This is a genomic window from Nocardioides acrostichi, assembly GCF_015319165.1.
Classification (GTDB): Bacteria; Actinomycetota; Actinomycetes; order Propionibacteriales; family Nocardioidaceae; genus Nocardioides; species Nocardioides acrostichi.
Genome location: NZ_JADIVZ010000008.1, coordinates 1 through 24,371, shown reverse-complemented (window position 1 = coordinate 24,371; position 24,371 = coordinate 1). Strand labels below are relative to the sequence as shown.

The 24,371-nt window shown below is 72.4% G+C and carries 24 protein-coding genes and 1 pseudogene; 16 read left to right on the top strand and 9 right to left on the bottom strand.

Annotation, left to right across the window (positions count from 1 at the left end):
- Positions 1 to 19 precede the first annotated feature (19 nt).
- Positions 20 to 1,042: an SGNH/GDSL hydrolase family protein gene (locus ISG29_RS14465; RefSeq protein WP_194504163.1), complete on the bottom strand. Its 1,023-nt coding sequence runs from the start codon at positions 1,040 to 1,042 to the stop codon at positions 20 to 22.
- A gap of 55 nt (positions 1,043 to 1,097) precedes the next feature.
- Here ISG29_RS14465 and ISG29_RS14460 point away from each other — a divergent pair, with 55 nt between their 5' ends.
- Positions 1,098 to 2,513 carry a cystathionine beta-synthase gene (locus ISG29_RS14460; RefSeq protein WP_194504162.1) on the top strand — a complete coding sequence of 472 codons (1,416 nt, stop codon included), beginning with the start codon at positions 1,098 to 1,100 and terminating at the stop codon, positions 2,511 to 2,513.
- Here ISG29_RS14460 and ISG29_RS14455 read toward each other — a convergent pair.
- Entirely contained in the window at positions 2,473 to 3,156 is a 684-nt protein-coding gene (locus ISG29_RS14455) for a hypothetical protein (protein ID WP_194504161.1), read from the bottom strand. The genes ISG29_RS14460 and ISG29_RS14455 overlap by 41 nt on opposite strands.
- Positions 3,157 to 3,311: 155 nt before the next feature.
- Here ISG29_RS14455 and ISG29_RS14450 point away from each other — a divergent pair, with 155 nt between their 5' ends.
- The 4 genes from ISG29_RS14450 to ISG29_RS14435 are packed head-to-tail and all read left to right on the top strand — an operon-like array spanning position 3,312 to position 6,487.
- Positions 3,312 to 3,746, top strand: a complete 435-nt coding sequence (locus ISG29_RS14450) for a Zn-ribbon domain-containing OB-fold protein (RefSeq protein ID WP_194504160.1) — start codon at positions 3,312 to 3,314, stop codon at positions 3,744 to 3,746.
- Positions 3,743 to 4,933 carry a lipid-transfer protein gene (locus tag ISG29_RS14445; RefSeq protein ID WP_194504159.1) on the top strand — a complete coding sequence of 397 codons (1,191 nt, stop codon included), beginning with the start codon at positions 3,743 to 3,745 and terminating at the stop codon, positions 4,931 to 4,933. Before ISG29_RS14450 ends, ISG29_RS14445 begins: the two co-directional genes overlap by 4 nt.
- A 28-nt stretch (positions 4,934 to 4,961) precedes the next feature.
- Entirely contained in the window at positions 4,962 to 5,774 is an 813-nt protein-coding gene (locus tag ISG29_RS14440) for an aminoglycoside phosphotransferase/kinase family protein (RefSeq protein WP_194504158.1), read from the top strand.
- 47 nt (positions 5,775 to 5,821) lie between these two features.
- On the top strand, positions 5,822 to 6,487 hold the full coding sequence (locus ISG29_RS14435) for a response regulator (protein WP_194504157.1): 666 nt from the start codon (positions 5,822 to 5,824) through the stop codon (positions 6,485 to 6,487).
- A gap of 38 nt (positions 6,488 to 6,525) precedes the next feature.
- Here ISG29_RS14435 and ISG29_RS14430 read toward each other — a convergent pair whose 3' ends face one another.
- The gene (locus ISG29_RS14430; RefSeq protein ID WP_194504156.1) at positions 6,526 to 8,094 is read right to left on the bottom strand and encodes a GAF domain-containing sensor histidine kinase; all 1,569 of its coding nucleotides are present in this window, start codon (positions 8,092 to 8,094) and stop codon (positions 6,526 to 6,528) included.
- Positions 8,094 to 8,930 (bottom strand): adenylate/guanylate cyclase domain-containing protein, encoded by an 837-nt coding sequence (locus ISG29_RS14425; RefSeq protein ID WP_194504155.1) that lies wholly within the window; start codon positions 8,928 to 8,930, stop codon positions 8,094 to 8,096. The genes ISG29_RS14430 and ISG29_RS14425 overlap by 1 nt, the downstream gene beginning before the upstream one ends.
- A gap of 74 nt (positions 8,931 to 9,004) precedes the next feature.
- Between ISG29_RS14425 and ISG29_RS14420 the strand changes: the two genes are divergently transcribed.
- The 3 genes from ISG29_RS14420 to ISG29_RS14410 are packed head-to-tail and all read left to right on the top strand — an operon-like array spanning position 9,005 to position 12,987.
- A complete protein-coding gene (locus ISG29_RS14420; protein WP_328829249.1) occupies positions 9,005 to 10,420 on the top strand; it encodes an ATP-binding protein in 1,416 nt (471 codons plus the stop codon).
- A complete protein-coding gene (locus ISG29_RS14415; protein WP_194504154.1) occupies positions 10,413 to 10,952 on the top strand; it encodes a GNAT family N-acetyltransferase in 540 nt (179 codons plus the stop codon). The genes ISG29_RS14420 and ISG29_RS14415 overlap by 8 nt, the downstream gene beginning before the upstream one ends.
- Entirely contained in the window at positions 10,945 to 12,987 is a 2,043-nt protein-coding gene (locus tag ISG29_RS14410) for a vWA domain-containing protein (protein ID WP_194504153.1), read from the top strand. The genes ISG29_RS14415 and ISG29_RS14410 overlap by 8 nt, the downstream gene beginning before the upstream one ends.
- 174 nt (positions 12,988 to 13,161) lie before the next feature.
- Here the strand turns inward: ISG29_RS14410 and ISG29_RS14405 are convergent, their stop codons facing one another.
- Complete coding sequence (locus ISG29_RS14405) at positions 13,162 to 14,037, bottom strand: ABC transporter substrate-binding protein (protein ID WP_194504152.1); 876 nt, start codon at positions 14,035 to 14,037, stop codon at positions 13,162 to 13,164.
- A gap of 23 nt (positions 14,038 to 14,060) precedes the next feature.
- Between ISG29_RS14405 and ISG29_RS14400 the strand changes: the two genes are divergently transcribed.
- A complete protein-coding gene (locus ISG29_RS14400; RefSeq protein WP_194504151.1) occupies positions 14,061 to 14,834 on the top strand; it encodes a sulfite exporter TauE/SafE family protein in 774 nt (257 codons plus the stop codon).
- Positions 14,831 to 15,457 carry a YigZ family protein gene (locus ISG29_RS14395; protein WP_328829242.1) on the top strand — a complete coding sequence of 209 codons (627 nt, stop codon included), beginning with the start codon at positions 14,831 to 14,833 and terminating at the stop codon, positions 15,455 to 15,457. Before ISG29_RS14400 ends, ISG29_RS14395 begins: the two co-directional genes overlap by 4 nt.
- A gap of 7 nt (positions 15,458 to 15,464) precedes the next feature.
- Here the strand turns inward: ISG29_RS14395 and ISG29_RS14390 are convergent, their stop codons facing one another.
- Positions 15,465 to 16,595 carry a glycosyltransferase gene (locus ISG29_RS14390; RefSeq protein ID WP_207793155.1) on the bottom strand — a complete coding sequence of 377 codons (1,131 nt, stop codon included), beginning with the start codon at positions 16,593 to 16,595 and terminating at the stop codon, positions 15,465 to 15,467.
- Between the two features lie 64 nt (positions 16,596 to 16,659).
- On the opposite strand from ISG29_RS14390, the gene ISG29_RS14385 reads away from it, so the two are divergent.
- From ISG29_RS14385 to ISG29_RS14370, 4 genes are read left to right on the top strand one after another with little or no spacing between them, the layout of a single operon-like run.
- Positions 16,660 to 17,025 (top strand): pyridoxamine 5'-phosphate oxidase, encoded by a 366-nt coding sequence (locus ISG29_RS14385; protein WP_194504149.1) that lies wholly within the window; start codon positions 16,660 to 16,662, stop codon positions 17,023 to 17,025.
- A complete protein-coding gene (locus ISG29_RS14380; RefSeq protein ID WP_194504148.1) occupies positions 17,025 to 17,795 on the top strand; it encodes a VOC family protein in 771 nt (256 codons plus the stop codon). Before ISG29_RS14385 ends, ISG29_RS14380 begins: the two co-directional genes overlap by 1 nt.
- Complete coding sequence (locus ISG29_RS14375; protein ID WP_194504289.1) at positions 17,795 to 18,313, top strand: DinB family protein; 519 nt, start codon at positions 17,795 to 17,797, stop codon at positions 18,311 to 18,313. Before ISG29_RS14380 ends, ISG29_RS14375 begins: the two co-directional genes overlap by 1 nt.
- On the top strand, positions 18,310 to 18,810 hold the full coding sequence (locus ISG29_RS14370) for a GNAT family N-acetyltransferase (RefSeq protein ID WP_328829238.1): 501 nt from the start codon (positions 18,310 to 18,312) through the stop codon (positions 18,808 to 18,810). Before ISG29_RS14375 ends, ISG29_RS14370 begins: the two co-directional genes overlap by 4 nt.
- A gap of 31 nt (positions 18,811 to 18,841) precedes the next feature.
- Here ISG29_RS14370 and ISG29_RS14365 read toward each other — a convergent pair whose 3' ends face one another.
- The gene (locus tag ISG29_RS14365; RefSeq protein WP_194504147.1) at positions 18,842 to 20,182 is read right to left on the bottom strand and encodes an ABC1 kinase family protein; all 1,341 of its coding nucleotides are present in this window, start codon (positions 20,180 to 20,182) and stop codon (positions 18,842 to 18,844) included.
- 40 nt (positions 20,183 to 20,222) lie between these two features.
- A complete protein-coding gene (locus ISG29_RS14360) occupies positions 20,223 to 20,714 on the bottom strand; it encodes a MarR family winged helix-turn-helix transcriptional regulator (protein WP_207793153.1) in 492 nt (163 codons plus the stop codon).
- A gap of 63 nt (positions 20,715 to 20,777) precedes the next feature.
- On the opposite strand from ISG29_RS14360, the gene ISG29_RS14355 reads away from it, so the two are divergent.
- A complete protein-coding gene (locus ISG29_RS14355; RefSeq protein WP_235959945.1) occupies positions 20,778 to 22,532 on the top strand; it encodes a chloride channel protein in 1,755 nt (584 codons plus the stop codon).
- Here the strand turns inward: ISG29_RS14355 and ISG29_RS14350 are convergent.
- Positions 22,529 to 22,894: a VOC family protein gene (locus tag ISG29_RS14350; RefSeq protein ID WP_194504144.1), complete on the bottom strand. Its 366-nt coding sequence runs from the start codon at positions 22,892 to 22,894 to the stop codon at positions 22,529 to 22,531. The two genes, ISG29_RS14355 and ISG29_RS14350, sit on opposite strands and share 4 nt — an antisense overlap.
- Before the next feature lie 648 nt (positions 22,895 to 23,542).
- On the opposite strand from ISG29_RS14350, the pseudogene ISG29_RS14345 reads away from it, so the two are divergent.
- A pseudogene (locus ISG29_RS14345) lies at positions 23,543 to 24,371 on the top strand (hypothetical protein); the annotation flags it as partial.

Here is a 24,371-nt window from a genome sequence, read left to right as displayed (position 1 = left end):
ATACGCGACCCCTCGCGGGTCACTCGGCGGCGGGGGAGTCTTCGTCGTGCTCGGTGGGGGTCTCGCCGTCGGTGTGCGGGCGCCTGCGTCGGTGCCGCAGTTCCACCCACACCCCGCGCACGCCGCGGCGTTGGTCGTGGTCGCTGCCGTCGATCTCGGTGCCCGGCACCGACACGGCCCGCAGGGCGGCGTCCGTGATGGGCAGCACACCCTCGCCCCGCAACGTCTCGAGGCCGTCCTCGCTGGCCTCGACGACTCCGAGCGCCGCCAGTACGGACGGCACCATGGTGGCCGCGAGCGAGCGGTAGCCGGCAGCCGAGGGGTGGAACTGGTCGGGGCCGAAGAGCAGCGCCGGTGCGGCCGCGAACTCCGGGCCCAGGATCGAGCCGAGGGACACCGAGCGGCCGCCCTGCTCGACGACCGCGATGGTCTGACCGGCCGCGAGACGGCGCGACCAGGCGCGCGCGATCTGCTTCAGCGGCGGCGCGATCGGCTTCAGCGTGCCCAGGTCGGGGCAGGTGCCCACCACGACCGCGACCCCGGCCGCGCGCAGTCGGCGCACCCCCTCGGAGAGATTGCCGACCGAGGCCGAGGGAGTGATCAGGTGGGTCACGTCGTTGGCGCCGATGAAGATGACGGCGACGTCGGGCTCGGTGGGCAGGGCCCGGTCGATCTGCTCGCCGAGGTCGGAGGACTTCGCGCCCACGACCGCCAGCTCGCGCAGGAACACGCGCCGGTCGGCGTGCTCGGCGACGCCGCTGGCGAGCAGCGCACCGGGCGTCTCCTCGACGCGCTCCACGCCGTACCCCGCGGCGCTGGAGTCGCCGAGCAGAGCGATCTTGAGGGCAGGACCGGGGCGGCCGCGGCCGTACCAGCCCGATGAGTCCGGCGGAGCGTGCTCGTTCATCGGGCCGATCGTCTTCTTGGCCAGCCGTGCCTCGGTGGCCAGCACCCCGTAGAGCGCGCCGCCGACGACCGAGAGCCCACCACCGCCGTACGCCGCCGCGGCGGCGAGCTTGCGTGCTGCTCCGGCTCTGCTCACGATGCACCAGTCTAGAGATCGCGCTCCGGCGCTCGCGCGGTACTACGGTGATCGGGTGCAGTACGTCGACTCGCTCCTGGATCTCATCGGCAACACCCCGCTCCTGCGCCTCCAGCGCACGATGGACTGGCAGCCCGGTCAGGGGGATGACGGCCCGCTGGTGCTCGCCAAGGTCGAGTACCTCAACCCCGGCGGCTCGGTGAAGGACCGCATCGCCATCCGGATGATCGAGGCTGCAGAGGCCTCGGGCGCGTTGCAGCCGGGCGGCACCATCGTCGAGCCCACCTCCGGCAACACCGGAGTCGGCCTGGCGATGGTGGCCCAGAAGAAGGGCTACCAGTGCGTCTTCGTGTGCCCCGACAAGGTGAGCGAGGACAAGCGCAACGTGCTGCGCGCCTACGGCGCCGAGGTCGTCGTCTGCCCGACGGCGGTCGCGCCGGAGCACCCGGACTCCTACTACAACGTCTCCGACCGCCTCGCCTCGCAGCCAGGCGCCTGGAAGCCCGACCAGTACGCGAACCCGCACAACCCGCGCTCCCACTACGAGACCACCGGCCCGGAGATCTGGGAGCAGACTTCAGGCCGCATCACCCACTTCGTCACGGGCATGGGTACCGGCGGCACCATCTCGGGCGTCGGGCGCTACCTCAAGGAGCGCAGTGCCGAACGGGGTGGGCCCGACGTCCAGGTCGTCGGCGCCGACCCGTCGGGCTCGGTCTACTCCGGCGGCACCGGCCGCCCCTATCTCGTCGAGGGTGTGGGCGAGGACTTCTGGCCCGACACCTACGACCGCTCGGTGGCCGACCGGGTCATCGAGGTCTCCGACGCCGACTCCTTCGCCTTCACCCGTCGTTTGGCGCGCGAGGAGGCGCTGCTGGTGGGCGGCTCGGCCGGCATGGCGGCCTTCGCCGCCAAGAAGCTCGCCCACGAGCTCGCCGAGCAGGGGCGCACCGACGCCGTGATCGTGGTCCTGCTGCCCGACTCGGGGCGCGGCTACCTCACCAAGGTCTTCAACGACGACTGGCTGGCGCAGTACGGCTTTCCGACCTCGGACGCCGCAGACGACGTCCGCACGGTCGGCGAGGTTCTGCGCGGCAAGTCCGGCCGACTGCCCGATCTGGTGCACACCCACCCCGGCGAGACCATCGCCGAAGCGGTCGCGATCCTCCAGGAGTACGGCGTCTCGCAGATGCCCGTGGTGCGTGCCGAGCCGCCCGTGGTGGCGGCCGAGGTTGCCGGTTCGGTCTCCGACCGCGCCCTGCTCGATGCGCTCTTCGCCGGCCACGCGTCGCTGACCGACCGGGTCGAGGACCACATGGGTGCCCCGTTGCCCACGATCGGCTCGTCCGAGGAGGCCACGGCGGCGGTCCACCTCCTCGAGGGCGCCGACGCCCTACTCGTGCACGAGGACGGCAAGCCGGTCGGCGTCGTCACCCGGCAGGATCTGCTGGCCTTCCTGGCCCGCGCCTGAACGATCCGGGGTCGAGCGACCGGGCACCGAGGCCGGCCGCGCCCAGCTCGAGCTCGGCGAGCGCTGCAACGACGTCCGGATCGCCCGCGCGCCACCCGGCCGCGGCCTCGGGGTACCGGCGCACCAGCAGCGTGACCGGCTGCCGGGCCAGGGCGCGCAGTGCCAGCAGGTCGGGGTCTCCTCCGCCGCGCAGGTAGCGGTCGAGCAGGGTGGCCGTCACGACGAATCGGATCCGGTTCGGCAGCCACCACGGAGCGGCGGCGAGGAGCACCGCCAGCGTCACGCCGACGCCGACGGCGGTGCCGACCGTGTCGATGGTCGCGGCGGTGTCACGACTGGCCCGGCCGATGCCGTCGGAGGACTCCGCGGCCCGTCGCAGCGGTTCGGCGGCGTCGTCGCCGACCAGCGGCGCGCGCGAGAGCACATCGCCGGTCTCGTCGAGGCCCGAGGAGAGGCTCGAGGCGGCGGAGTCGACGCGCAGCACCCGCTCACCGAGCCCGTCGATGCCGTCGTTGGCCTGGTGACCCAGCCAGATCGCGAGCAGCACCACGAGCAGTGCGGCCAGGTCGCCCACGATCTGGAGAGTGCGGCGCGCGGGTTGGTCGGCGTAGCAGCGCAGGCGCAGGGGTGCGTCGGGAGGCATCGTTCGATGATCGGACCACGCGGACACCGGGGGGCCACCCGCCGGTTGTTCCGCTACTGTGAGAGAACACGTTCTAGTTTTGCTCAGGTGTTCGCCCGGTGCTCGTTCGGTGCTCGCTCGGTGCCGGCCCGGCGCTCGCTCGACATGGAGGCGCGATGACAGCCACACCCGCCATCGAGGGCTGGTTCACCACCGGTGACCAGCCCGCCCTGATCGGGGAGAGGTGCACCACCTGCGCCACCTCCTACTTCCCGCCCACCGCGGCCGCGGCCGGCTTCTGCCGCAACCCGCGCTGCGAGGGCACCGAGTTCGAGCAGGTCGAGCTCTCTCGCCGCGGCACGGTGTGGTCCTACACCGACACCCGCTACCAGCCTCCGCCGCCCTACTCCGCGCCCGAGCCGTTCGCGCCGTTCGGGCTCGCTGCCGTCGAGCTGCCCGAGGGCATCGTCGTGCTGGGTCAGGTCGCTGCCGGCTACGGGCCCGACGACTTGCGCGTCGGCATGCACGTCGAGCTCGTGGTCGAGCCCGAGCACACCGGCGAGGCCCTCATCTGGCGTTGGAAGCCCCTCGCCGAGGGGAGCGCCGCATGAGCGTGCAGCCCGTGATCGTCGCCGGCGTCGGCATGCACCCCTGGGGCAAGTGGGGTCGCTCGTTCGTGCAGTACGGCATCCACGCCGCCCGCGAGGCGCTGCAGGACGCCGGCGTGCCCTGGACCGACGTCGACCTCGTGGTCGGCGGTGAGACCGTGCGCAACGGGTACGCCGGCTACGTGGCCGGATCGACCTTCGCCCAGGCCCTGGGGTGGAACGGCGCCCGGATCGCGACGTCGTACGCCGCCTGCGCGACGGGTGCGCAGGCCCTCGACACCGCCCGGGCCCGCATCCTCGCCGGCATGAGCGAGGTGGCCGTCGTCGTCGGAGCCGACACCACGCCGAAGGGCTTCCTCGCGCCCAATGCCGGTGAGCGCTGGGACGACCCCGACTGGCTGCGGTTCCGACTCCTGGGCATGACCAACCCGGCGTACTTCGCGATGTACGCCCGCCGCCGGATGGATCTCTACGGCGCGACGAGCGAGGACTTCGCGCAGGTCAAGGTCAAGAACGCCAAGCACGGTCTGGCCAACCCCAACGCGCGCTACCGCAAAGAGGTCAGCGTCGACGACGTGCTCGGCTCGGCCGTGGTCAGTGATCCGCTGCACCTGCTCGACATCTGCGCGACCTCCGACGGGGCTGCCGCCGTCGTGCTGGTCTCCGAGGCCTACGCCGCGAAGGCCGGGCTCACCGACCCGGTGCGGATCGCCGGCATCGCCACGGTGACGCCCACGTTCCCGAACACCGTGCTCGACATGCCGATGCTGGCCACCGACGCCAGTGGGGGAGTCGACCCCGAGCGCACCTTCAAGGAGTCCATCGGCGACGCCGTCTACGCCGAAGCCGGCATCGAGCCGGGCGACGTCGATGTCGCCGAGGTCTACGACCTCTCGACTGCCCTGGAGCTGGACTGGATGGAGGATCTGGGGTTGTGCAAACGTGGCGAGGCCGAGGCGCTGCTGCGCGCCGGTGACACCACCATCGGCGGTCGCATCCCGGTCAATCCCTCCGGGGGGCTGGCCTGCTTCGGTGAGGCCGTGCCCGCGCAGGCGCTCGCCCAGGTCTGCGAGCTCACCTGGCAGCTGCGTGGTCGGGCGAGGGGTCGCCAGGTCGAGGGCGCCCGCGTCGGCATCACCGCCAACCAGGGCCTCTTCGGTCATGGCAGCTCGGTGCTGCTCACCCGCTGAACGCTCCCGCTACGACACACTGGGGCGCGTGGACGACGGGCCGAGCGAGCAGGTGCTGGACCTCTTCGCCGTGCCCGCGAACCCCGAGCGGCTGCCCGGCGGGCCGGGTCGCAGCGTGCGCGCGGGTGACCTCGTGCTCTCGCCGGGGCGGGACGCCGACGTCGCCGCGTGGCTCTCGCCCGCGCTGGCCCGCCTGGGCGTGCGGCTCGACGAGGATCCCCGGCGAACCGCCCGTGACCTGCGGGTGGGCGTGCCGGTGCCGGCGAGAGACGGCAGCTGGGTCGTCGAGGGTTGGGGTGCCACGCGCTTCGAACCGGGCACCGAGGTGTGCCACGACGTCGAGGTGATCCGCCGCGCCGGGCACCTGCTGCACGCCCACCTCGCGGTCGCCTTCCCGACCCGTCCGCCGCTCGCGCGCACCGACCGGTGGGCCCGCGCCGAGGCGGTCGCGTTCGGCGAGGTGCCGATCCCGGACGACACGCCGAGCGCGGTGCGCGAGCTCACAGCCGCCGCGCTGGCCGTCGCCGACCAGGCGCCGTCGCTCGAGCCCGCGCAGCTCGTGCACGTCGACCTCGCGGGCAACGTCCTGCTGGACCTGGCCGGCGCTCCGCTCGTCGTCGACGTGTCGCCCGCGTGGCGCGCGCCGTCATGGGCGGAGGCCGTCGCCGTACTCGATGCCGTCGCCTCGCTGGGCGCCCCGGTGGGCCTGGCCGAGGGATGGCGCCTGGGGGCGCAGCGCGGTGCCTGGTTGCGCGCCGGCGTCTTCCGGCTGCTCAGCGACCCCGATCCCGACGTCTCGGCGCTCTGTGGGCTTCTGTTGGGTAAGCGTTTAAACTCCTAACAGCCGGAGGTAACGGCGCTCTTCTTCTTGGGTCAGGAGGCCGTGCCATGGGGGACACGATCCGGGTGTTCCTGCTGGATGACCACGAGGTCGTCCGGCAAGGGCTGCGCAGCATGCTCGACGCGGCGCCCGACATCGAGGTCGTGGGTGAGGCCGGCACCGCCGAGGAGGCGGGCGCCCTGATCCCTGCGGCCCACGCACACGTGGCGATCCTCGACGCCCGCCTGCCCGACGGATCCGGCATCGAGGTGTGCCGCGCCGTCCGCGCCCAGGATCCCGGGCTCAAGGCGCTCATCTTGACCTCCTACGACGACGACGAGGCCCTGTTCGCGGCGATCATGGCTGGCGCCGCCGGCTACCTGCTCAAAGACGTCAAGGGCATGGATCTGCTCGGGGCCGTGCGAGACGTGGCAGCAGGGCGCAGCCTGATCAACCCGGCCCTGACCGCGCGAGTGCTGGAGAAGGTGCGCAGCGGTTCGGCGCCGCGTCGCGCTCCGGAGCTGGCTCGCCTCACCGAGCAGGAGCGGCGACTGATCGCGCTCATCGCCGAGGGGCTGACCAACCGTCAGATCGGCGAGCGGATGTTCCTGGCCGAGAAGACCGTGAAGAACTACGTCTCGGCCATCCTGGCCAAGCTCGGGCTGGAGCGGCGCACCCAGGCCGCCGTGCTCGCCAGCAGGCTGCTGGACGCCGAGGGCCGACCCCGGAGCTGACCCCTGGGCCGGCTCGGGCCAGGTCGGGTCAGATCAGCTCAGATCGGAACCCGCCACGCGAAGACGGTGCCGTGCGGGTCACGGGGCAGGAGTCGCGAGGTGCCTCCGAGCGAGACCGCCCGTTGCCACACGTTCTGGAGCCCGCTGGACCGGCTGCCCGGCTGCGCGCCCACCCCGTCGTCCTCGACATGCAGGGTGACTCCCGGGGTCGCGCTGTCGAGCGGGTCCACCGTGAGGTAGATCCAGGCCGCCGTTGCTCCCGCGTGCCGTGAGACGTTGGACAGCGCCTCGCGCAGCACCGGCAGCAGCTCGTCGGCGACCGTGTCGGAGACCACGGCGTCGACCGGCCCGAGGGTGTGCACGGTGGGGGTGAACCCCAACGACGTCGCGTACTCGCGGGCCAGGGCACGCACTGCGGTCGTGAGCGAGGTGTCCAGGCCCTGGCGCAGCGCTGCGATGGTGCCGCGGACGTCGCGCACCACATGGTCGAGCTCGTCGATCAGGTGGTCGACGCGCTCATGCTGGTCGGCCCGGTCGGGGTCGAGGCTCGCGCTGAGCCCTTGGAGCGCGAGGCCCGCTGCGAAGAGACGCTGGATGGCGGTGTCGTGCAGGTCGCGGGCGATGCGCTCACGGTCCGAGAGCACCGCGAGGGTCGCCTGCTGGGCCACGGCCTCGGCGCGGTCCAACGCCAGGGCCGCCTGACCCGCGAAGCGCGCCAGCAGCTCACGCTCCTCGACCACCAGCACCGGGTGGTCGGGCCCGTGGAAGGTCACCAGGGCCAGATCGGAGGCCGCGTGGGCGTCGAGGGGCACCAGCTGGAGTCGTCCCTGCGGGTGCTCCCACTCGGCGGGCCGGGTCAGCTGCCCCAGTTCGGCCAGGCTCTGGCTCAGCAGCGCCCGCGAGCCTTCGACATCGTCGCCTGCGACGACGGCGTCGTCGCCGCCATGGGGCATCCGGACCACGGCCGCCCCACTGCCCTCGGACACCTCGGCGGCCGTGGTGGCGATGCGGGTCAGCGCCGTGTGCATCTCCAGGGGCGGCTGGAGAGCCGCCACCAGGTCGGTGCTCGCCTGGAGCCACTGCCGGCTGCGCTCACTGACGTCGAAGTCCCGCGCCCGGTCGACCACGTGCGCGGCCGCAGCGGCCAGCGCGACGACCAGGAGCTCGTCGTCCTCGGTGAACGTGCCGTCGGCCTTCTCGGCCAGGTAGAGGTTGCCGAAGATCCAGCCGCGCAACCGCACCGGCACCCCGAGGAACGAGCGCATCTCGGGATGTCCGGCCGGGAAGCCGACCCGATGTGGGTGGGTGGTGAGATCTTCCAGACGCAGCGGTTCGGGGGCGTCGATGAGCAGGCGCAGGATGCCGCGGCCGTGCGGGAACTCCGTGATGTCCGACGACTCCCGGTCGAGGCCGTAGGTGATCAGATCGGCGAGATCGCCGTCCGGGCCGAGGACACCCAACGCGCCGTAGCGGGCGTCGGTGAGCAGGCAGGCCGACTCCACGATGCGAGAGAGCACGCTGGGCAGGTCGGCCTCGGAGGAGATCGCGACCACGGCGTCGAGGAGCGCTGGGGCGGAGCCGGTGAGCTCCTGGCGTCGGTAGGGCATCAGGTCTCGACCACCAGGCGCCAGAGCCGATGCTCGCCGGGAAGGCCCTTGAGTTCGACACTGCCGAGATCCTCGAATCGCATGCGGGCGTCTTCGGCCCCCTCGACAGCCTCGCGGACGTCGTCGGTCAGCAGCACCTCACCGCCGTCGGCGAGGGCCGCGACCCGGGCAGCCATGGCGACGTTGCGGCCGAAGTAGTCGCCGTCGCGCGAGACCACGACGCCGCAGTGCACACCGATACGCACCCGGATGCGGTTGAGCCGCAGCCTCGGGTCGAGGGTGCGGGCCAGCTGCCGCTGGATGCGGCGGGCCGCCAGCACCGCGGAACGCGGGTCGCGGAAGGCGACCATGAACGAGTCGCCGCCGGTCTTGACGACCTGGCCGTGCCGTCGCTCCACCGCGCCGCGCACGAGCTGGTCGTGAGACTCCAGAACCCGCACCCAGGCCTTGTCGCCGAGCTTGTCGTTGAGGCTGGTGGAGTCGACGATGTCGGAGAACATCAGCGCCACGCTGCCGTCGGGGGCCGCGACGCGGAGCATGTCGGGGCGCTGGTCCAGGGCCCACGACGCGACCTCGTCGAGGCTGGCCGTCAGCCACGACGACACGCCTTGGCGCACACCCTGCTCGCGCACGCGCGCCGCGGTCCCGACGACCGCCCGCAGCGCGCGCTCCGCCGGACTGGCAGGCGTCGGGGGCCGCAGTGCCGCGTCGAGGTCGGCCTCGAGCTGGCGCACCATCGCCTCGGACGTCGTCAGCCGGCGCCGCAGGCTCGTCGCCGTGGCGATGGCCACGAGCAGGGCGAGCGCCAGCAGGCAGCACACCACGGGCAGCGTCACGGCTCCACGGTAGTGCCCGGTGACGTCATCCGGCCGTGACCTGGACCTTTGTCTCGAGGCGTAGCGTGGCTGGGGTGACGAGCTCTCCCTCCCCGTCGACCTCTTCTCCTGCTCCCACGATCGCCACGCTGGGCGAGTTGCGCGCCAGCGGCCACGAGCACAAGGCGCTGCGCACCGAGATCCGCGACAACTTGTTGTCGAAGCTGCGCGATGGTGCGGATCCGTGGCCGGGTCTGCACGGCCTCCAGGACACCGTGATCCCGCAGCTCGAGCGGGCGCTCATCGCCGGGCACGACGTGGTGCTGCTCGGCGAGCGCGGGCAGGGCAAGACCCGGCTGCTGCGCACCATGATCGGCCTGCTCGACGAGTGGACGCCGGTCATCTCCGGCTCCGAGCTCGGGGAGCACCCCTACGAGCCGGTCACGCCGGGTTCGTTGGCCGCGGTCGCCGAGCACGGCGACGAGCTGCGCGTCTCGTGGGTGCACCGCGACGAGCGGTACGCCGAGAAGCTGGCCACCCCCGACACGTCGGTGGCCGACCTCATCGGCGACGTCGACCCGATGAAGGTGGCCGAGGGCCGCTCGCTGGGCGACCCCGAGACCATCCACTTCGGGCTCATCCCGCGCAGCCACCGCGGCATCGTGGCCATCAACGAGCTGCCCGACCTCGCCGAGCGCATCCAGGTCGCGATGCTCAACGTGATGGAGGAGCGCGACATCCAGATCCGCGGCTACGTGCTGCGACTGCCGCTCGACGTCCTCGTCGTGGCCAGCGCCAACCCCGAGGACTACACCAACCGCGGGCGCATCATCACCCCGCTCAAGGACCGCTTCGGCGCCGAGATCCGCACGCACTACCCGCTGGCGCTCGCCGACGAGATCGCGGTGATCCGGCAGGAGGCCGACCTCGTCGCGCACGTGCCCGACCACCTGCTCGAGATCCTCGCCCGGTTCACCCGCCACCTGCGCGACTCCACCGCGGTCGACCAGCGCTCCGGCGTCTCCGCGCGGTTCGCGATCGCCGGGGCCGAGACCATCGCCGCGGCGGCGCTGCACCGCGCCACCGTGCAACACGAGGACCGCGCCGTGGCGCGCGTCGTCGACCTCGAGACCGCCGTCGACGTGCTCGGCGGCAAGATCGAGTTCGAGTCCGGTGAGGAGGGCCGCGAGGCCGAGGTGCTCACCCACCTGCTGCGCACCGCCACCGCCGAGACCTGCCGCACCGTGCTGCGCGGCATCGACCTCGGGCCGTTGGTGGAGCGATTGGAGGTCGGCGTCATGATCTCGACCGGCGACCAGGTAGCGGCGAGAACCTTCCTCGAGGGCCTGCCCGTGCTCGGCGAGAGCGACCTCTACGACCGCATCTGCGACGCAGCCGGGGCGACCGACGACGGCGAGCGGGCCGGCGCGATCGAGCTCGCACTCGAGGCGCTGTACCTCGCGCGCAAGGTCAGCAAGGAGTCCGGCGAGGGCGAGACGGTGTATGGCTGATCCGGGGCTCATCGAGCTGCGGCGCGCCACCACCGACGACGCCGCGGCGCTGGTCGCGCTCGGCGAGGTCGTCGTCCCGGCGACCTACGGGTCGATCTCTCCCGCGTACGCCGAATGGTGCGCCGAGCAGTTCTGGTCGCTCGCGGCCGTCGAGGACCAGCTCGAACGCCTGCCGCACTGGGTGGCCGAGGTCGACGGCGAGATCGTGGGCGTGGCCAACCTCGGCCAGCGGGCGGACGCCGACGGCCAACCCGAGCCGGTGCTGTGGAAGCTCTACGTGCGCCCCGACCACCACCGCAGCGGACTCGGCAGGAGCCTGCTCGACGCGGTGCTCGCGCACGTGCGGGAGGTGCGTCAGGCGCCGTTGGTGCTGCAGTACGTCGCCGGGAACGAGCGGGCCGCGGCGTTCTACGCGGCGTCCGGCTTCGAGGAGGCCTCGCGCGACAGCTCGGCCACGATCCCCGGCCTGGAGTTCGTGTGGATGCGCCGCGAGCCGAGCGGCGACCCGGTGGGAGGGGCACGTCATGGCTGACTTCTGGACCCAGCGGCGCGCGAGCCGTTACGGCCGCTACGGCGGCGGCGACCCGCTCGCCCCGCCCGTCGATCTTTCCGAGGCGTTGGACGCCATCGGCGAGGACGTCATGGCCGGCTACAGCCCCGAGCGGGCGATGCGGGAGTTCCTGCGACGCGGCGGCCGCGATCAGAGCGGCCTCGACGACCTGGCGCGACGGATCGCCGAGCGCCGCCGCGATCTGGCCAGCAAGCACAACCTCGACGGCACGCTGGAGCAGGTCAAGGAGCTGCTCGAGAAGGCGGTGCTGGAGGAGCGCAAGCAGCTGGCCCGCGACATCGACATGGACGACACCGACCGCGCCCTGCGCGAGCTGCAGCTCGACTCGCTGCCGCCCAACCCGGCGGCCGCTGTCACCGAGCTGTCGAACTACGAGTGGGCCAGTCGCGAGGCGCGCGAGGCGTACGAGGAGATCAAGGATCTCCTCGGCCGCGAGCTGCTCGACCAGCGCTTCGAGGGTATGAAGCAGGCGCTCGAGAACGCAGGAGACGAGGACCGCGCGGCCATCAACGGGATGCTCGGCGACCTCAACGACCTGCTCGAGAAGCGTCAGCGCGGCGAGGACACGCGGGCCGACTTCGAGGACTTCATGGCCAAGCACGGGGAGTTCTTCCCCGAGAACCCGCAGGATCTCGACGAGCTGATGGACGCCATGGCGCAGCGCGCCGCAGCAGCCCAGCGGATGATGAACTCGATGAGCCCCGAGCAGCGCCAGCAGCTGATGGAGCTCTCGGCGCAGGCGTTCGGCTCGCCCGCGCTGATGGAGCAGCTGGGTCGCCTCGACGGCAATCTGCAGTCGCTGCGGCCCGGTGAGGACTGGTACGGCTCGGAGCAGATGGACGGCGGCGAGGGGCTCGGTCTGGGCGACGGCACCGGTGTCTTCCAGGATCTCGCCGAGCTCGACCAGCTCGCCGAGCAGCTCTCCCAGAGCTACCGCGGCGCCGACATGGGTGACCTCGACCTGGACGCGCTGCGCCGTCAGCTCGGCGACGAGGCGGCCGTCGAGGCCCGCACCCTCCAGCAGCTGGAGAAGGCGCTACGCGAGTCGGGCACCGTGCAGCGGGGCTCCGACGGGCAGCTGCGGCTGACGCCCAAGGCGATGCGTCAGCTCGGCAAGCAGCTGCTGCGCGACGTCGCCGACCGGATGTCGGGGCGCGCCGGCCAGCGCGACATGAACAAGGCCGGTGCCGCCGGTGAGCGGTCGGGGGCGACGCGGCCGTGGGCGTTCGGCGACACCGAGCCCTGGGACGTCACCCGCTCGTTGACCAACGCCATCGTGCGCGAGGCGGGGGAGGGCCCGCGCTCGGGCCCCTCCGTGCGGTTGACGATCGACGACGTCGAGGTGCAGGAGACCGAGGCCCGCACCCAGGCGGCCGTGGCGCTGCTGGTCGACACGTCGTTCTCGATGGCGATGGACGGTCGCTGGGTGCCGATGAAGCGCACGGCTCTGGCGCTGCACACGCTGATCCGCTCGCGCTTCCGTGGTGACGCGCTGCAGCTGATCGCCTTCGGCCGTCACGCGCAGACGATGGAGATCGAGCAGCTCACCGCGCTCGACGCGATGTACGACAAGGGCACGAACCTGCACCACGGTCTGTTGCTGGCCAACCGGCACTTCCGCAAGCACCCCAACGCCCAGCCGGTGCTGCTCATCGTCACCGACGGCGAGCCCACCTCGCACCTGGAGTCGAACGGCGAGGTGATGTTCTCCTACCCGCCGCACCCGCTCACCATCGCCTACGCGGTGCGCGAGCTCGACAACGCACGCCGGCTCGGGGCCCAGACGACGTTCTTCCGCCTCGGAGACGACCCCGGTCTCGCGCGCTTCATCGAGTCGATGGCGCACCGCGTCGACGGGCGCGTGGTCGCCCCCGAGCTCGACGACCTCGGCGCCGCGGTGGTCGGCTCCTACCTCGGCGACCGGTCGTCGTACGGCCGGATGGGTGGCGGCGGCATGGGCGACTGGTTCGGGGGCCGGGGGTTCTGGGTCGGCTGACGCGCCTGCCGTGGTGGTTGAGCCGTGAGGCCGTTCACGGCCGAGCGCGCCTTGCGGTGGTTGAGCCGTGAGGCCGTTCACGGCCGAGCGCGCCTTGCGGTGGTTGAGCCGTGAGGCCGTTCACGGCCGAGCGCGTCGAAACCCGCAACTCTGAAATGAGCTCCGCCGGTCTCCTCACGGGGTTTCGACACGGGACTCGGCTAGCGCCTCGCCCGGCTCAACCAGCGTCTGTAGCGCGCTCGCGAGGTCGGCGACACCCTCGATGACCCGCGGGCCGGGGCGGGCCCAGTGCGCGTTCGCGTCGACCGCGTGCACGGGGACGCCGGGTGGGAGCACGTTCGCGGCGACCAGGGCGTCGGCCTGCTCCTGGGCACCGTTCCGGTCGTAGCCGCACGGCGCGACGACGATGAAGTCGGGGCGGGCGTCGCGGACGTCGTCCCAGGTGACGCGCTCGGACTTCTGCCCGGCGGCGCCGAGCACGCACTCACCGCCCGCGGCGGCCACCATCTCGGGGATCCAGTGGCCGGGGGCATAGGGCGGGTCGGTCCACTCCAGCACCACCACGCGCGGGCGCGGATAGGGCGGGGGAGCGGGCAGGTCGAGGGTGGCGGCCAGGGCGTCCGCGGCCTCGGGCCGGTCGACGGCGCGACCGATGGCCCGGATCGACTCGGCGATCTCGGTCAGCGTGTGGGGGTCGAAGGAGTGCACCGTCGCGGTGCAGCCGAGGTGCGCGAGCGCGGCGTCGACGTCGGCCACGTCGATCGCGCAGACCGCGCACAGATCCTGGGTGAGCACGAGGTCGGCGTCCAGCTCGGCGAGTGCGCCGGCGTCGAGCCGGTAGAGATCCTCACCGGCCCGGGTGGCGGCCACGACGAACGCGTCGATCTCGGCCGGGGTCAGCCCGTGGGGCATCGTCGTCGACGACACGACGCGGCGGCTGCGAGCCTCGGGAGGGAAGTCGCACTCGAAGGTCACACCGACCACGTCGTCGCCCACTCCGAGCGCGAAGCAGATCTCCGTGGTCGACGGCAGGAGGGACACGATGCGCACGGGGTCACCGTAGGCTGCTGCCAGTGACCGACCCGACCACCCTCGCGCTGTTGGCCCTGGCGGCGCTGTCGGCCGGATTCGTCGACGCGGTGGTGGGCGGGGGCGGGCTGATCCAGCTGCCGGCGCTGCTGTTGGGCCTGCCGAATGCCGCGCCGGTGCAGATCCTGGCCACCAACAAGCTCGGCTCGATCTGCGGCACCAGCGTCAGTTCGCTCACCTACTACCGGCGGGTGCGTCCCGACCCCCGCACCTTCGTGCCGCTCATGCTGCTGGCCTTCACCGGATCGGCCGCCGGGGCCGCGGTGGCCTCCCACCTGCCGCGGTCGGCGTTCGAGCCGATCGTGCTCGTGGCGCTGATCGTGGTCGGCGCCTACGTCGTGGCCAAGCCCGACCTCGGCTCGGTCACCGCGCTGCGCTTCGCCGGACGCCGCCACACGCTCGCCGCGGTCGGCACCGGGTTGGTGGTGGGCTTCTACGACGGCGCGCTCGGGCCGGGCACCGGATCCTTCTTCGTGTTCACGCTCGTGGGCCTGCTCGGCTACGGGTTCCTCGAGGCCTCGGCCAAGGCGCGGATGGCCAACTGGGCCACCAACCTCGCCGCCCTGGCCGTGTTCGTGCCCCAGGGCGCGGTGCTCTGGAAGATCGGCTTGCTCATGGGCGCGGCCAACCTCGTCGGCGGCTACCTCGGCGCCCGTACCGCTGTGGCCCGCGGATCGGCCTTCGTGCGCGTGTTCTTCATCGTGGTCGTGGCCGCGTTCGTGGTGCGGCTCGGTGGGCAGGTGCTGGGGGTGTGGTGACCGGCTACCTGGTGCCGCGCCGCGACGCCCGGGCCGAGATCGAGGAGAAGCGCTCGCGCTTCCTCTGCATCCTGCGCCGTGTCGAGACCGAGGACGCCGCCCGCGCGGTCGTCGAGGAGGTGCGGCGCGCCCACCACGACGCCCGCCACCACTGCACGGCCTTCCGTCTCGGACCGCCCCCGCAACCGCTCGAGCGGTCCTCCGACGACGGCGAGCCCGCGGGCACTGCCGGCTCACCCATGCTCGAAGTGGTGCGCGGGGCCGAGCTGTCCGACACGGTCGCCGTGGTGACCCGCTGGTTCGGCGGCACGCTGCTCGGCGCCGGCGGGCTCGTGCGGGCCTACGGTGACGCCGTCCGGGCGGCGATCGAGGTCGCCGGCACCCGGGAGCGCCACCTGCTGATGCGGGTCGAGGTGACGCTCGACCACGCCGACGCCGGTCGCGTCGAGAGCGATCTGCGGGCCCGCGGCGTCCGCGTGCTCGACACGGCCTACGGCGTCCAGGTCGGCCTGACGCTCGGCGTCTCGCCGTCGAAGGTGCACGCCGTGAGCGCGGCCCTGGCCGAGGTCACCGCCGGCGCAGCGCGGCCACGCGCGAGCGGGGAACTCTGGGTCGACGCGTGAGGGCGGCTCAGAGCAGTTCGTCGAACAGCTCGCCGAAGTGCCGGGTGGTGGCCTCCCAGCTGCACGGGTCGGGGTAGCGCCGGACCGGCCACGACCGCACCTCGCGCAGCGCCTCGGCGATGCCGGGCACGTCGCCGGGGGTGACGAAGCGGATGCCCTCGTAGCCCTCGGCGGCCTCGGTGAGGCCGCCGACGTCTGAGAGCACGACGGGCAGTCCGTGGCTCATGGCGATGTGCAGCGGACCGCTCGCCGAGGAGCGCAGGTAGGGCAGCACGACCGCGTCGGCGCGGGCGAAGAAGCCGGCGGCCTCGTCGTCGTGCACGTAGCGGTTGACGAACTCGATGCGGTCACCGTGCCGGGCGGCGGCGATGCGCTCGGCGGGTAGCGCATGCCCCTCCCAGGTCTCGCCCACGACCAGCAGCCGCGCATCAGCTGAGTCGAGGGAGTCGAAGGCATCGACCAGGTGCTCCACGCCCTTGTACGGCCGGATCGTGCCGAAGTAGAGGTAGGTGAAGTCGTCGCCCGGCTCGCGCGGGGGAGCATCGACGGCGGGTGCGAGGTGGTCGTAGGGCCCGTGCTTGATGACGCGCACCGGCTTGCGTCCGCTCCAGCCGGACTCGGCCACGACCTCGGCGTCCACGCGGCTGTGCACGACGAACGCGGCGGTCATGGCGAGCAGCGGGCGGATCAGTGCCTCGGTGTAGCGGCGCACCCAGCCGATGGCGGCCTCGCCGGTGTCCTGCACCTCGTGCATCTCCAGCACCACCGGGATGCGACGCAGCCGGGCGGCCAGCGCGAGCACGAGGAAGCTGTGCAGCACGGCGCCGGTCCACCACTGGAGCACCAGCACCTCGGGCCGCTGCTGCTTGAGGAATCGCAGCGCCCGCACCAGGCTCGGCAGCACGAACCAGTCGACGCCGTCGAAGACGGGCACCTCGTCGCGATAGGTGGCCGTCGTCAGCTGCTCGCCGACGCGCGACCCGCCGGGGTAGAGCCGACGCGGCAGCAGCCGACGCATCAGGATCACCGAGACGTCGTTCTCGTCGGCCAACGCATTGGCCAGACGGCACGTGTAGAGGCTGATGCCGCTGAAGAAGGTCATGCCGGAGCCGACCACGGTCACGCGTCGCCGGCTCACGCCAGGAAACCCTAGTGGCAGCGCCCTCGTCGGCCCCTAGGGTGGCCGGTATGGAGCGAGCCCAGTGAGCATCCCGGTCGACCTCGCAGACCTGCCCGTTCAGCTCGAGCGCTTCGGGCCGGCGTACCTGCTGACCACCTCGGGTGAGCAGGTCAAGGCGGTGGCCGTGCTGCCGCGGCTCTCCGACGACGGCACGCTGCGGGTGAGCGCGCCCGGGCGTGGGTCGGTGGCCAACGCGGACGCACGGCCGAGCGTGACCCTGATGTGGCCGCCCCAGGCGGCCACCGAGCCGCCCGGGTTCACCTTGCTGGTCGACGGCGAGGCGACCACGGAGGGCGACGACGTGCTGGTCAGCCCGACCTGGGCAGTGCTGCACAAGCCCGCCGGCAACACCGACGGCCCGGCCGTGCCGGGCGGGTGCGGCCACTGATGCCGGTCTCCGCGGCGACCCGCCCGTTCTGGGTCAGCGCCTTCCTCGACCTCGCGGGCGAGCATTGGGACAGAGGCGTCTCCTTCTGGGCCCAGGTCACGGGCTACGGGCTCTCGGGGTTGCGTGGTGAGCAACGTGAGTTCGGCACCCTGGTGCCGGCGGAGGGCGACGACCATCTACGGGTGCAGCGGCTCGGCGAGGGCCACACCGGGGTGCACCTCGACCTGCACGTGGCCGACCCGCAGGCCGCCGCGACGGCGGCCGAGCGCCTCGGCGCCACCGTCGTGGCCGACCACGGCTACGTCGTCTCGACCTCGCCTGGCGGCTTCACCTTCTGCTTCGTGACCCAACCGGGCCTGGTCAAGGCCGTCCCTGCCGCGTGGCCGGGCGGCCACACCTCCGTGCTCGACCAGGTCTGCCTCGACGTGCCGGGCCGCGACTTCGACGAGGAGGTGGCCTTCTGGGCGGCGCTGACCGGATGGCGGGTGGGCACATCGGGGGTCTCGCCCGACTTCGTCCCGCTCGACCAGCCCCCGGGCCAGCCCGTCCGCCTGCTGGTGCAGCGTCGTGCGGAGAGTGGGCCAGGAGACGCCGTCACCGGTCACGTCGACCTCGCCGCCTCCGACCGCGTCCGTGAGGTCGAGCGACACGTGGCGCTGGGTGCGCACGTGGTCGGCGAGCACTCGCGGTGGACCGTGCTGCGCGGCCCCGCCGGCAGCACCTACTGCATCACCGACCGCGACCCCGTCAGTGGGAGGCTGTCCACGTGATGATCCCCGTCGCCACCGACCTCGACGAGGTCCACACCCTGCGTGGCTTCCTCGACCACTTCCGGGCGACGCTGCGGCGCCAGGCTGACGGCCTCGACGCGGCCGCGCTCGGCGTGACCCTGGCGCCGTCCGATGTGAGTCTGGGCGGGCTGCTGGCGCACATGGCCTTCGTGGAGCAGTGGTGGTTCGGCGAGATCCTGCACGGGTCTGCGCCGCACGAGCGATGGGCCGGTGTCGACTGGGGCGCCGACAACGACCACGACTGGCACGTGGCCGCCGGCCGCCAGCCCGAGGAGCTGCGTGCCTGGTTCGACGAGGCGGTGGCCGATGCCGACGTTCGCCTCGACGAGGCCCTCGCGCCGGGCCAGGGGTGCGAGGCGGTGGCGGTCGCGCCGTCGCGCAGCGGCGCCCCCATGACGGTGCGCTGGATCCTGGTGCACATGGTCGAGGAGTACGCCCGCCACTGCGGCCATGCCGACCTGATCCGGCAGTCCATCGACGGGGCCACCGACCTGTGAGCGACCCGAGCATCAGGCCCGCCACCAGCGACGACTGGGCCGCGATCTGGCCGATCTTCGGTGACATCGTCGCGGCCGGCGAGACCTATGCCTACCCCGAAAACCTCGCCTCGGACGACGCTCGGGCGCTGTGGCTGGAGCCGCCGCCGGGCCACGCGGTGGTGCTCGAGGAGCACGGCGAGGTGCTCGGCACCGCGAAGATGGGGCCCAACCGACCCGGCCGCGGGTCGCATGTCGGCACGGCGTCGTTCATGGTCAGCCCGTCCGCCCGGGGGCGAGGAGTCGGACGCCGCCTGGGCGAGCACGTCGTGGCCTGGCACCGCCAGCACGGCTACACGGCGATCCAGTTCAACGCCGTCGTCGAGACCAACACCGCGGCGGTGGCGTTGTGGCGCTCGCTGGGGTTCGAGGTGATCGGCACGGTTCCGCGCGCCTTCGACTCCCGGGCGCACGGGCTGGTCGGCCTGCAGGTCATGCATCTCGACCTGCGCTCCTAGCTCCCGGCGCCGGTCCGACCGGGCGGTGAGGTCAGACCTCGAATCCGGGCAGGTGCTCGCTGAGGATGGCGCGGAACGGAGCCTCGGCCTCGAGCTGGCTCAGCACGCCCAGACCGCCGAGCCAGGTGCGGTGGATGAGCAGGTAGCTCGGCGGGAGGTTGAGCTTGAGGCCCACGGTGTACGCCGGGTCGCGCGGATCGTTGATCTTGGCGAACACCCCGCGCATCCACTCGCGTGAGAACCGGAAGGTGTCGTCGAGCGTGGGCTCGACGAACGGCATCAGGTAGTCGAGGACGAGCTCGGGCTCGACGCGGGTGCGGTCCTTAATGAACCCCTCGTCGCGGAGCGCGTCGACGAGGTCTTCGCCCGACCGGGTCGCGGCGATGCTGATGAGTCGGCCCATGGCCGGCGGGAACCCGCCCTCGAGCCGAGCGACGGCACCGTAGTCGAGCACGCCCAGCCGCCCGGGGGAGCCGTCGTCGGCGGGGATCGCCCGGAAGTTGCCGGGGTGCGGGTCGGCGTGCAGCATGCCGGTGCGTGCGGGGCTGGCGAAGAGGAACCGGGTGAACAGCTCGCCGTAGTGGTCACGCTCGGCCCGGGTGCCCTCGGCGATCACGCGGGCCAGGGAGTAGGGGCTCTCCAGCCACTCGGTCACGAGCACCGTCGGGCCCACCTCGACCACGTCGGGCACGACGATCTCGGGGTCACCCGCGAAGGCGGCGTGGAAGGCCCGCTGCGCCTGCGCCTCGAGGCCGTAGTCGAGCTCCTCGACGGCACGGGCCTGGAGTTCCTCGACCAGCGGCTTGATGTCGATGCCCGGGATGAGCGGCGCGACGGTACGGCCCAGCCGGCCAATCTGGCGCAGGTCGGCCTGGAGCGCCTCGGCCGCGTGCGGGTACTGCACCTTGACGGCGACCTCACGCTCCTGGCCGTCGTCGTCGGCCCAGCGACCGCGGTGCACCTGGCCGATCGACGCGGCGGCCGCCGGGCCGCCGTCGAGCCAGACCAGGCGCTCGCGCCAGTCGTCGCCCAGCTCGCGGGCGAGCACCTCACGCACGGTGGAGGTGGGCATCGGTGGAGCGGCGTCTTGGAGCTTGGTGAGCTGTTCGCGGTAGGGGCCGGCCATCTCCTCCGGGAACGCGGCCTCGAGCACCGAGAGCGCCTGACCGAACTTCATGGCGCCGCCCTTGAGTTCACCGAGGGTGCGGAAGACCTGCTCCGCGGTGCGCTGCTGCACCTCGCTCATGACCTGCTCGGCCGACGCCCCGCCGAGCCGTTTGCCCAGCCCGAGCGCGGAGCGGCCCGCGTAGCCGAGGGGGAGCGAGGCGAGGCGCGCGGTGCGGGCGGCCGCCTTGCGGGGCGTGTCCTTCACACCCTCATCCTGCCCGACGCGCCCAGCGCAGCGGGTGAGGTCACCAGCCGAGCAGTGTGGCGCTGTCGGCGTTCGTGGAGGTCGGCTCGTCGGCCGCCTCGGCGAAGGCGGCGAGCGCGCGCACGAGACCACCGCGGTCGCGGGCCGGCATGGCCAGCACGATCTGCTCGATGGCGGCGCGACGGCGTCCGGTCACCTCGCCCACGAGGGCGGAGCCGCGCGGGCTCGCCTCGATCACGACTTCGCGCCGGTCCTGGTCGTTCTCGCGACGCTCGGCGTAGCCGGAGGTGATGAGTCGATCGACGGCGCGCAGTGCGGTGCTGGACCCGACGCCGAGCCGGTCGGCGAGCTGGTTGAGCCGCGTGGGGCCATGGCTGTGCAGCACCACGAGGGTGCGGAACTGGGCCAACGTCACGTGCTCCTCGACATCGGCAAGAGACCGCGCCGAGACGCCGACCAACGCTCGGGACGCCGTCAGCAGCGTCCCGACCAGGGCGTCGAGCTCGTCGGGCTGCTCGGGCTGTGCGTCCACGTGAGGAACCTTACGTGAGCCAGGGCAACGATTCATGCGTACAATGATTGCTCTATGCAACTCATGCCTTCTGCAACGCTCCAGTCCCGACGTCCCGGCCGCGACCTCGGTGGCTGGCTGCGCACCTCCGACGGCGGGCTGCTCACGCTCGCGCTGCTCGTGGGGGCAGGGGCGGGGCTCTTCGCCGTCGTGTTCCGCTGGCTGATCGGCTTCTTCACCACCGTCTTCTCCGGCCACGAGGACTACGCGGCCACCCCGGGCGCCGACAACCCGCACGTGCCCTGGCTCGGCCCGTTCTTCGTGCTACTGGCCCCGATGCTCGCCGGCCTCCTCTACGGCCCGCTGGTGCGCTACTTCGCCCCCGAGGCGCGCGGCCACGGCGTGCCCGAGGTGATGTACGCCGTCGCCCAGAACGGCGGCCGCATCCGCCCGCAGGTGGCGATCGTCAAGGCGCTCGCGTCGGCGCTGTGCATCGGTGGCGGCGGGTCGGTGGGGCGGGAGGGCCCGATCGTGCAGATCGGCTCGGCCATCGGCTCCACCCTCGGCGTGCGCACCAAGCTCGACGAGGCCCGGCTCCAGGTGCTCGTCGCGTGCGGCGCCGCCGGCGGCATCGCCGCTACGTTCAACGCCCCCCTGGCCGGCGTCTTCTTCGCCATGGAGCTGATCCTCGCCAGCTGGGCCGCGCAGAGCTTCGGCATGGTCGTCATCTCCGCGGTGACCGCCTCGGTGATCGGCCGCACCCTGCTCGGCGACGAGCCGTTCCTGGCGCTGCCGCAGTTCCATCTCGTGCACCACTGGGAGTACCTGCTCTTCGCCCTCCTCGGCGTGCTCGGCGGGCTCGCCGGCGTGCTCTTCACCCGGGTGCTGTACGCGATCGAGGACGCCTGCGACGCCGTGTGGCGCGGCCCGGAGTGGCTGCGCCCGGTCGTCGGCGGCCTGCTGCTCGGCGTCGTCCTGCTCGTGCTGCCGCAGATGTACGGCGTGGGCTACCCGGTGCTCGGCAATGCCGTCGACGGCCGGTACGCCATCTGGTTCCTGCTGGTGCTCATCGTGGGCAAGATGGTCGCCACGTCACTCACGATCGGCATCGGCGGCTCGGGTGGCGTGTTCGCGCCCAGCCTCTTCATCGGTGCGGCTCTGGGCGCGGCGTTCGGTGAGACGGCCGGGCTGATCGCCGGCTCGTCGGTCGCCGGCGCCGGTGCCTATGCCGTGATCGGCATGGGCGCCGTCTTCGCGGGGTCCGCCCGCGCGCCCATCACGGCCGTGCTCATCCTCTTCGAGCTCACCGGCGAGTACTCGGTGATTTTGCCGCTGATGGTCGCGATCGTGATCGCCGCCGGCATCAGCCACCGCATCTCGAAGGAGACGATCTACACCCTCAAGCTGGTCCGCCGCGGCGTCGACCTCGGTCGCGGGCCCGAGACCATCGCGACCCGCCGTCGGGTGCGCGACGTCATGCAGGCCGTGCCCGCGCCCGTCGAGCAGGGCATGTCGCTGCGCGACGCCGCCGCGCTGCTCGCGACGTCCGCCTCCGGCGTGCTGCCGGTCGTCGACGAGGACGGCCTCTTCGTCGGCACCGTCACCGCCCGCGTCGTCGCGGAGGCGCTGGCCACCGGGCGGGACGCCGACCCCGTCGAGCTGGTCCGCGAGTACCCCACGCGCCTGCTCGCGGGCGACTCGCTGCGTCGCGCTCTCGACGTCCTCTCCTCGGCCGGGGCCGCCGCGGTGCCGGTGCACGGGGCCGACGACGACCTCGATTCCGACCGCGTCGTCGGCTGGATCACCTACCAAGATGCGCTGGTGGGCGTCCGCACCTAGCCGAGGCAGAGGCAGAACGGGTGGCCGGCCGGGTCGAGGTAGACCCGGAACGTGGTGCCCGGCTGCACCTCGTGCCTGGTGGCGCCGAGCGCCAGCACCTCGGGCTCGGCCTCCTCGAAGCTGCGCACCATCACGTCGAGGTGGGCTTGCTGCGGACGCTCCTGGCCGGGCCAGTCGGGGGCCTGGTAGCCCTCGACCCGCTGGAAGCAGTAGCACTGGGTCTTCTCCTCGGGCCGGATCTCGGCCCAGCCGCCGTCGGGGTCGACCTCGACGCTCCACCCGAGCAGTGCGCCGTAGAACTCCGCCAGCACGCGGGGGTCGGGGCAGTCGACGACGAGGGAGGGGTGTGCGGCGATGGCCATGCCTCGACCGTAGCGGCGGGTGCCGACACATCGTGTCCGGGCTGGGGCCGCGGCATCGCCCACGACGGCGAGACCTTCGCCGATGTCATGGCCGATCTCGGCAAGCTGGTCGTGCCTGCTGACCTGCCTGAACTGGTGGCGCGGAGGTGCTCCAGCGATCCCTGCGACCGGATGCTGGTGGCCCAGGCCATCGAGGCCGGTCCGTCCTTCGCCACTCCGACGGCGTCATCGTCGCCGCGGCTCCCCGCGGCTCCCCGCGGCTCCCCGCGGCGTCCGGATCGTCGACGCTTCACTGTGAGGGCCTGCGCTACGTGAAGCGCAGCGCTGACGCACCGGTGGTTGAGCCGTGAGGAGCGCCAGCGACGAGCGCGTCGAAACCCCGCACGACGCTGACGCACCGGTGGTTGAGCCGTGAGGCCGTCCACGGCCGAGCGCGTCGAAACCCCGCACGGCGCTGACGCACCGGTGGTTGAGCCGGGAGGAGCGCCAGCGACGAGCGCGTCGAAACCGAGCGACACCGCCGGTGGTTGAGCCGGGAGGAGCGCCAGCGACGAGCGCGTCGAAACCCCGCAACGGGCAGGCAACGACTTCTCCACAGTTCGCGGCCAGACCCTTTCAATAGAACAGGTGTTCGACTAGAATCGGGTCATGACGCCAGCGCCCGCACCCCAGCCCTCAGGGCTGCTGGCATGTGCGGTGTCGGCGCAACGCGAAGCCCAGGCCGCCGAGACCCGGCTCTGGGAGGCGGCCGCGGAGTGGTGTGCCGCACACGCCGAGGGGCATGTGCCGGACTGTGTCGCCGGCGGCCCGCTCGGCGTCGTGACCGATGAGTTGCTGGCGGCCTATGAGGTCGAGGGTGGTGACCGGCTCATCGGGGCCGGTGGCCCGGGCACGCCGCTGGTGGCTCAGTTCGCGGTCATCGAGCTCGCCACCGCCCTGGGACGCTCCGATGCTTCTGGTCGGGCGTTCGTGGGGGCGGTGATGGAGACCCGGTTCCGCCTCCCACTGCTCTGGGAGGCCATGACCTCCGGGCGCGTGGCTCCGTGGCGGGTACGCCGCATCGCCGAAGAGACGATGAAGGTCGGTGCCGAGGCTGCCGCCTTTGTAGACCGGATGATCACCCCGGTCGCGCACAAGACCGGCCTGCGGGCCCTGGACGGGCTCGTCGCGGACGCGATCGCCCGCTACCAGCCCGAAACCGCTGAGGCCGACATCGCCGACGCCCACGCCGCCAAGCACGTCACGATCGAGCTCGACCAGCCCGGCCGATCGACTATCCAGGGAGCGGTGTGTGCGTTCGACGGCCTCGTGCGCCTCGACGGACTCCTCGACCGGGCTGACGCCGAGGATCTCGACCACGCCCTCCGCCACCTCGCCGCCGAGCAGTCCGCGCTCGGCTCACCGCTGGACCTCGGCGAACGACGTGCCGCCGCCCTGGGCCAGCTCGCGCGGAACCAGACCATGCTCGACCTCGGTG

Coding starts and splice junctions, on each gene's coding strand:
- ISG29_RS14410 (WP_194504153.1), top strand. CDS start 10,945: ATGGCTGACTTCTGGACCCAGCGGCGCGCGAGCCGTTACGGCCGCTAC.
- ISG29_RS14355 (WP_235959945.1), top strand. CDS start 20,778: ATGCCTTCTGCAACGCTCCAGTCCCGACGTCCCGGCCGCGACCTCGGT.
- ISG29_RS14435 (WP_194504157.1), top strand. CDS start 5,822: ATGGGGGACACGATCCGGGTGTTCCTGCTGGATGACCACGAGGTCGTC.
- ISG29_RS14455 (WP_194504161.1), bottom strand. CDS start 3,156: ATGCCTCCCGACGCACCCCTGCGCCTGCGCTGCTACGCCGACCAACCC.
- ISG29_RS14350 (WP_194504144.1), bottom strand. CDS start 22,894: ATGGCCATCGCCGCACACCCCTCCCTCGTCGTCGACTGCCCCGACCCC.
- ISG29_RS14375 (WP_194504289.1), top strand. CDS start 17,795: ATGATCCCCGTCGCCACCGACCTCGACGAGGTCCACACCCTGCGTGGC.
- ISG29_RS14450 (WP_194504160.1), top strand. CDS start 3,312: ATGACAGCCACACCCGCCATCGAGGGCTGGTTCACCACCGGTGACCAG.
- ISG29_RS14415 (WP_194504154.1), top strand. CDS start 10,413: ATGGCTGATCCGGGGCTCATCGAGCTGCGGCGCGCCACCACCGACGAC.
- ISG29_RS14430 (WP_194504156.1), bottom strand. CDS start 8,094: ATGCCCTACCGACGCCAGGAGCTCACCGGCTCCGCCCCAGCGCTCCTC.
- ISG29_RS14445 (WP_194504159.1), top strand. CDS start 3,743: ATGAGCGTGCAGCCCGTGATCGTCGCCGGCGTCGGCATGCACCCCTGG.
- ISG29_RS14380 (WP_194504148.1), top strand. CDS start 17,025: ATGCCGGTCTCCGCGGCGACCCGCCCGTTCTGGGTCAGCGCCTTCCTC.